Raw genomic sequence first — 6,413 nt, 5'->3', positions numbered from 1 at the left:
TATCGCCAAGCTGTATTTTAAGCTGAATGCGTTCTGGACCCGGCTGGATGAGCTGAAGCTGATGGATAAGACCAATCTGCTGCTGACAACCTCTGAACAGGACGGATCGTCCTTCAAAGCGCTGTCCAGCAAAAATTCCTATAAAGTACATGTCATCCCCAACTTCATTCGGATCGGCGATTATCGTTCAAAAGCAGAACCGGAGAAAGAGAAGTGGATCATCCTTCCAGGGAATATGAACTATTTTCCGAACGTTAATGCAGCCGTCTATTTCTACCGCGATATCTATCCGCTGATCAAAGCACAGGTTCCGGAGATCAAATGGTATATTGTAGGCCGGGATGTGCATCCTGATGTGGCTGCACTGGCGGAGAAGGATCCGTCCATTGTGATTACCGGTTATGTAGACAGTGTGGCTGACTATGTACGGAAAGCACAGGTGGTTATTGCACCTCTGCTGGAAGGGAGCGGGACCCGTCTGAAGATACTGGAAGCCTGGGCGCTGAAGACCCCTGTTGTCTCCAGCACCAAAGGTGCGGAGGGTTTGCTCTACAAGCATGGCAGCAATATTATGATTGCCGATGATCCTGTGACTTTTGCCGGCAGTGTCGTGCAATTGCTCCAGGATCGTAAACAGGGAGCCATGCTGGCGGAACAGGCGCATCGGACGCTGATGGCTAATTATGAGGCCGATAGTGTAAGGGAGAAACTGCTGAGTCTTGTCTAAAACTATTCATATTTAGAAATAAAAAAATTTTTCTCTCATAAATCGACAATCTTTCTCAATAAACTGCGCTACTATTGATCTACAACTAAAGTTCTATAAAAAGCGGCTGGGGGTGTATCCGGCCTGCTTTTTCTGCACGTTAATATGAGGTTTATTATTTGTATAGAACCAAGGAGCTAGAGATATGAGAGAGAAAATGCTGTTTCTTTCTGCCCAGATTCAAGGTCTGGGGGATGATGCAGAAGGAGAAATACGAACAGAAAGTCTGATCGGCATCCTGCTGGAGAGATTCGATATCGATCTGCTTGAATATTGTAGAAGCCAGCGTGATTCAACTTTACGCCCTGATCCTGCGCTTAGGATGCACACTGTAAATCAAGTTTCCAGGCCTCGCAAGTCTCTGATGGATTCGCTATATAAGCTGCGGGGAAAAGCTGTTCATAGTTATGCAGATAAAGATCTGCAGGCAGAAATCAGACGTCTGTGCAGCTTGCATACATACAGCCATGTATTTATTGCGCAGGGAGTTCCTGGCGACTGCATTGATATAGTGTCTTCGTTGCTGCCTGAAGCTGCAATTATTACCGATTTACAGCGCTTGGAGAGCACGCAGTCAGAGGGAAAAGCTGCGGGTAAACGCGGCCTAAGCAGACGTTATCATAAGTTAAATGCGGCACTGTCCCGGCGGGATGAACGTAAATTATTGAACAAAACTGCGCTGCTGCTGACGGCTTCCGAGTGGGATGCCCTAGCGTTCAAGGCTCTGTCCTTTGCGGATGCCGGCAAGGTTCATGTCGTGCCGCATTTTATCAATCTGGACGACTATCAATACAGCGAGCCTGCCGTCAAAGAGAATGCAATCCTGCTTCACTGGAATATGCACACCACTCAGGGCAAGAATGAGGCGTTGACCTTTCATAAGAAGGTGTATCCGTTAATTAAGGCTAAGGTTTCAGACTGCAAATGTTACATAGTCAGCAGTGAGGTTCATCCGGAGGTTGCAGCTTTGGCCAAGCTTGATTCCTCTGTGCGTATCATTGAAGAGAGCGGAGAGGCGTACACATACATACGACGGGTGAAGGCGGTTGTGACTACACTCCGTGAAGGCTGCGGCAACCCGCTGAACATTCTTGAGGCTTGGGCACTGCGGACACCGGTAGTTACGGGCCAGAAGAGTGCGGAGGGAATATATTGCGAGCCGGGCCGGAGTATTCTGCTGGCCGATACCACCGGTGAAGTTGCCGAACAAGTGGTGAAGCTGCTGCAAACCCCGGAACTCGGATCAATTATAGCTGATCAGGCCTACCGGACACTGCTGAAGTATTATGAGGCAAGCAATATTAAGGAAAAAGTGCTTAGTTTGGTGTAATCATAGCAAAATAGCATATTCGTCCCCTCTCTATCATATATTCTCTTAACGAATAGACGATAGTGAGGTGTGAGATTTGAATAACGGAAGAATGACATTCCGCTTTGATATGAACAAGGACAAGAGCGGACAAGCACCGCAGGATATAAGTGAAGGCGGTGGAGGTCTCGGTACAGCCAAGGATTATAGCAGCACGCAGCAGCGTGAGGAGACAATCCCTTTAGAGACTTGGTCCTATAGGGATGTCGAAGTAGAGCCTGTGTATGATCTGCAGGAAAGACCTTCGCGCCGTCCCCCGGCTATCATTCATGAGGAAGAATACAGACAAGGCAGCCAGTATTCGGAATTCGCGTCTTCTGACGAATCGGAGAACTTCGGGGATATCTCCTACTCCGGAGTCAGTTATGGAGGCTCTTACCAGACCCGCCGTCCCACGCAATGGTGGAAATTCGCACTTCCAGTTGCCGGAGCGCTGGGGATTGGGGTGTTGCTGGGCTACGCAGCGCTGAACTTTATCAGCGGTGTGAATGATGGCGGCAGCAACGGGGCTGCCGGAGCCAATACTGCAGCCGTTCAGAACCAGGCGAATACTTCTTCCGGCCAGCAGACTACCAGCGGCACGGGGCTGCCGGACATCTCTGCTGCAGGCCGCATACCCGTAGCAATTGCAGAGCAGAGCTACTATCTGCTGCAATACGGTGTGTTCAGTACCCCGGCAGGAGCCCAGCAGGCTCAGCAGGAATTACTCACCGCGGGACTCGCCGCCGGGTTAGATCCTGAGGGCGGCAACCGGGTCTATGCCGGAATGTCGCCTGACCGCGAGCAGGCCAAGCTGCTTAGCAGCGGACTAAAGAATTAGGGAATTGAGCTGTACGTAAGAGAAGTGACATTGCCGGCCGCGGATCAGGCTGTTTTTGCCGGGGCCTCTGAGGCTGTGAACAGCTACTTTGCTGCCAGCGGGAAGCTGGTGAATGAGCTGAGCAGCCTGTCTGCTTCGTTGCTTAGCGGAGCCGGCGGGAACGTGGACAGCGCTGCTGTCAGTGACCTTCATATGCAGTGGAATGAGGCTGTCAAAGGACTGGAACCGGGCCTGACTGCCGAAGGGAAGAGCCTTTGTGCAGGGCTGGAGAAATCCGTGAGCCAGGGAATTGCAGCACTTAACGAATATAATAAGAATCAAGCGCAAGGACTGCTCTGGGAAGTGCAGGATTCGATGATGAGCTTCCTGGCAGGTCAGAAGAGCCTGCTCTCCTTGCTTAGTTGACAGGAAATATAGTATCCCCCGGCCCGGTGTCCCGCCCTGGCCGGGGGATTTTTGATACCCGGAGCATCCGGTTTTACCAGGCTGAATGGTAATCCTTACCGATGTGGATTTTGAGTTTGTATTGAACTCAGTTTCACCGTATAATAATTAAGGTGTCAAAAAATGGCGAGGGAAGACGTGGATGAAGAAGAAAAATGTAGGAACACTGCTGTTATTTCTTATTCTGGGCTGGCTGGCCGGGGCGTGGATCGCCAAGCTGCTGGAGCCTGTAAAAGCCCTGTCTTTTCTTACAGCCCCGACTGTTCTTAAGTGGTCGCCGCAAGCCGATTTGGACATCATAACCTATGATATCACTATTCATTTGAAATTGTGCCCGCTCAGTCTCGCCGGTATCATTACAGCCGTATGGCTGTACCGCAGACTGTAGCTTTCAGCTGCTGACTTCAGAAGGGACGTTTATACAGTGGAGCATGATAACTCACGACTCATTATCCTTGCCTCAGGCTCCTCGCCGCCGGGAACTCATGTCGAACCTTGGCTTGCCTTTCGAGGTGCTGGTCAGCGATGCTGACGAGAGTACGCCGCCGGACTTTACACCGGAGATGATCGTGCATACGCTCGCTTTACGCAAAGCAGAAGCCGTATTGCCTGCCGCCGGAGAACGGAATGCCGTTATTGTCGGCAGCGACACCATTGTCGTGCTGGATGGCAAGGTGCTCGGCAAGCCGGTGGATGAGCAGGACAGCAAAGCCATGCTGAGCATGCTTCAGGGCCGGACTCATCAGGTGTATACCGGCGTAGCCTGCATCGGGCTGCCGGACGGCAAGTCCGAAGTGGCGCACCGGGTAACCTCAGTAACGATGAGAGCACTCGGCGAAGAGGAAATCTCCGCTTACATAGCGACCGGAGAGCCAGCCGACAAAGCCGGCTCCTATGCGATACAAGGCCTTGGCGCCACTTTGGTGGAAGAGATTGAGGGCTGTTACTTTAACGTGGTCGGATTACCGTTGTCGCTGCTTGGCGGCATGCTGACCCGGTTTGGGATTTCGGTGCTGAACCGGCAAGGATAGCAAGGAGAGAGGGATAGGGATGGAGTCGCAATCATTTATGCTGCGGGACCTCCCCCATGAAGAACGACCACGAGAGCGCATGATGCACTATGGGGCGGAATCACTCAGTCAAGCGGAGCTGCTGGCTATACTGCTGCGTACGGGTACACGCCGGGAATCGGCTATTCATATTGCCCAGCAGCTGCTGAACAAGTCTGGCGGTCTGCGCGGGCTTGCGGACCTGAGCATTGAAGAATTGACGAATATTAAAGGCATCGGCCCTGCCAAGGCGGTGCAACTGAAAGCTGGCATAGAGCTGGGCAGGCGGATGGCGAATTCGAGGCTTACTGAGCCGGTCACCATCCGTTGCCCGCAGGACGCAGCAGAGATTCTGACGGAGCAGCTGCGTTATTTACAGAAGGAGCACTTTGTCTGCCTGTTTTTGAATACGAAGAATCATGTAATCTCGCAGGAGACTTTGTCTATGGGGAGTCTGAACGCCTCTATTGTGCATCCGCGGGAGGTGTTCCGGGCAGCCATGAAATGCAGCAGTGCAGCGATAATCTGTGCACATAATCATCCAAGCGGCGATCCTACGCCAAGTCCCGAGGATATCGCCCTGACGTCAAGACTGATTCAAGCAGGCGAAATTGTCGGAATCGATGTGCTGGATCACCTGATTATCGGGGACAGCCGGTTTATTAGTTTGAAAGAAAAAGGGTACATGTAATATAATTGTCCAGATTCACTAGGAAAAGGAGAATACAAGCATGTTAGGTGGTTTTACGAAAGATCTTGGAATTGACCTGGGGACAGCGAATACGCTTGTCTATGTACGCGGTAAGGGGATTGTAGTCAGAGAGCCTTCCGTGGTGGCCATTAATACAGACACCAAAACGATTGAAGCTGTAGGCGAATCCGCCAAAAAAATGATCGGCCGTACGCCGGGGAATATCCGTGCGATCCGTCCGATGAAAGATGGCGTTATCGCAGACTTTGATACAACAGCGACAATGATTAAATATTTCATCCGCCAGGCACAGAAGCAGCGCTCTATGTTCCAGCGTCATCCGAATGTAATGGTTTGTGTTCCTTCCGGCATTACTGCGGTTGAGCAGCGTGCGGTTGAGGATGCGACCAAGCAGGCGGGCGCACGTGAGGCTTACATTATCGAAGAGCCATTTGCTGCAGCAATCGGTGCAGATCTTCCGGTGTGGGAGCCTACAGGCAGTATGGTTGTAGATATCGGCGGAGGAACTACTGAAGTTGCAGTCATCTCGCTTGGCGGTATTGTTACCAGCCGTTCCGTACGTGTAGCCGGCGATGAAGCAGATGAGTCGATCATTCAGTACATCAAACGCCAATATAACCTGATGATCGGGGAACGCACTTCAGAGCAGCTGAAGATGGATGTGGGCTCTGCCCTTCCGCTGGAGAAGGCGGAAACGATGGAAATCCGCGGGCGCGATCTTGTTACCGGACTACCGAAGACACTCACAATTACCTCGGATGAGATCTGTGAAGCTTTGTCGGATACGGTGAATGCGATTGTAGAAGCAGTAAAAGTGACGCTGGAGAAATGTCCTCCCGAGCTGGCTGCCGATATTATGGACCGGGGCATTGTGCTGACCGGCGGTGGAGCGCTTCTGCGTAACCTGGACAAGCTGCTGGCACGTGAAACGGGAATGCCGGTAATCGTTGCCGAGAATCCTTTGGATTGCGTCGTCATCGGAACAGGCAAAGCGCTTGAGAACATTCATCTGTTCAAGAGCCGCAACAATACGGGACTTCGTCCTAAACGATAGGATATACTGCTGCATGTGCACATCAACCCCTGATATGGGTGAAATACGGTTGTTAGAGGGTGTTGAAACTGTTTAAGCTGTTTAACAATAAACGTCTGTTCATCCTGCTGATTACACTGGTAATGTTCATCGTGGTCATGGGCTTCAGCCTGGGCGCAAGGAAAGCCTTGTCCTGGCCGGAGAATTTCCTCAGGGATAC

General features: G+C 51.5%; 7 protein-coding genes and 1 pseudogene. All 8 read left to right on the top strand.

Annotation, left to right across the window (positions count from 1 at the left end; translation table 11 throughout):
* Positions 1-727, top strand: a 727-nt coding sequence (locus AQR02_RS22730) for a glycosyltransferase family 4 protein (protein ID WP_159067821.1), incomplete at its 5' end; no start/stop codon positions are given.
* 184 nt (positions 728-911) lie between these two features.
* A complete protein-coding gene (locus tag AQR02_RS22725; RefSeq protein WP_054942712.1) occupies positions 912-2,096 on the top strand; it encodes a glycosyltransferase in 1,185 nt (394 codons plus the stop codon).
* A gap of 76 nt (positions 2,097-2,172) precedes the next feature.
* On the top strand, positions 2,173-2,955 hold the full coding sequence (locus AQR02_RS22720; protein ID WP_054942711.1) for an SPOR domain-containing protein: 783 nt from the start codon (positions 2,173-2,175) through the stop codon (positions 2,953-2,955).
* A gap of 75 nt (positions 2,956-3,030) precedes the next feature.
* Positions 3,031-3,360 carry a hypothetical protein gene (locus AQR02_RS22715; RefSeq protein ID WP_209444261.1) on the top strand — a complete coding sequence of 110 codons (330 nt, stop codon included), beginning with the start codon at positions 3,031-3,033 and terminating at the stop codon, positions 3,358-3,360.
* A gap of 181 nt (positions 3,361-3,541) precedes the next feature.
* Positions 3,542-3,787 (top strand): DUF4321 domain-containing protein, encoded by a 246-nt coding sequence (locus AQR02_RS22710; RefSeq protein ID WP_054942709.1) that lies wholly within the window; start codon positions 3,542-3,544, stop codon positions 3,785-3,787.
* Positions 3,788-3,823: 36 nt separating this feature from the next.
* A pseudogene (locus AQR02_RS22705) lies at positions 3,824-4,430 on the top strand (Maf family protein).
* A gap of 19 nt (positions 4,431-4,449) precedes the next feature.
* Entirely contained in the window at positions 4,450-5,139 is a 690-nt protein-coding gene (radC, locus tag AQR02_RS22700; RefSeq protein WP_054942707.1) for a RadC family protein, read from the top strand.
* A 40-nt stretch (positions 5,140-5,179) separates the two neighbouring features.
* Complete coding sequence (locus AQR02_RS22695) at positions 5,180-6,214, top strand: rod shape-determining protein (protein ID WP_054942706.1); 1,035 nt, start codon at positions 5,180-5,182, stop codon at positions 6,212-6,214.
* Positions 6,215-6,413: the final 199 nt, after the last annotated feature.

Origin of the sequence: Paenibacillus ihuae, assembly GCF_001368795.1 — a bacterium.
GTDB classification, from domain to species: domain Bacteria; phylum Bacillota; class Bacilli; order Paenibacillales; family Paenibacillaceae; genus Paenibacillus_AQ; species Paenibacillus_AQ ihuae.
Note: the sequence above shows the minus strand (reverse complement) of the source record. Positions and strands in the feature narration are given on the sequence as shown.

Bases quoted from the DNA above. Each gene is read 5' to 3' on its own strand.
- AQR02_RS22710 (WP_054942709.1), top strand. From the start codon at position 3,542: ATGAAGAAGAAAAATGTAGGAACACTGCTGTTATTTCTTATTCTGGGC.
- AQR02_RS22695 (WP_054942706.1), top strand. From the start codon at position 5,180: ATGTTAGGTGGTTTTACGAAAGATCTTGGAATTGACCTGGGGACAGCG.
- AQR02_RS22725 (WP_054942712.1), top strand. From the start codon at position 912: ATGAGAGAGAAAATGCTGTTTCTTTCTGCCCAGATTCAAGGTCTGGGG.
- radC (WP_054942707.1), top strand. From the start codon at position 4,450: ATGGAGTCGCAATCATTTATGCTGCGGGACCTCCCCCATGAAGAACGA.